The sequence below is a fragment of the Cognatundibacterium luofuense genome (assembly GCF_018139685.1).
GTDB classification, from domain to species: domain Bacteria; phylum Pseudomonadota; class Gammaproteobacteria; order Burkholderiales; family Burkholderiaceae_D; genus Undibacterium; species Undibacterium luofuense.
The window spans coordinates 1-359 of sequence record NZ_JAGSPN010000305.1; the positions used below are offsets into that span (position 1 = coordinate 1).

At 50.7% G+C, this 359-nt stretch carries 1 protein-coding gene; it reads left to right on the top strand.

Annotated elements, in window-relative coordinates; genetic code table 11:
* Positions 1–110 precede the first annotated feature (110 nt).
* Positions 111–359, top strand: a 249-nt coding sequence (locus KDM89_RS22645) for a cyclic nucleotide-binding domain-containing protein (RefSeq protein ID WP_230428012.1), incomplete at its 3' end; no start/stop codon positions are given.

The window sequence follows — 359 nt, forward strand, 5'->3', positions numbered from 1 at the left end:
TGCTCTGTGACAGTCAGGGGCTGAGTCTAGCGGTGTTCTTCATATCACTGCTGTCGTTTGACTGACAATCTGAGTAATTGAGACAACTTTCGGTGGTGCGTTGCACAAACATGACTACATCCAACAGCGATCCAGAACTGCGTTTTCAACACACCATGTGGGCCAGCATGCTGGTACCGGAACACATGCAAAAAGTCAGGGACGAAGTAACAGAGCGCTTTGTACCGGCCGGCGCGTTTGTGTGTCGTAAAGGTGATCCTGTCGATCACTGGATGGGTGTGGTCGACGGTTTTTTAAAAATGAGCAGTATCTCGCCGGAAGGAAAAACCGTGACCTTCAGCTGTATGCTGGCAGGTGGC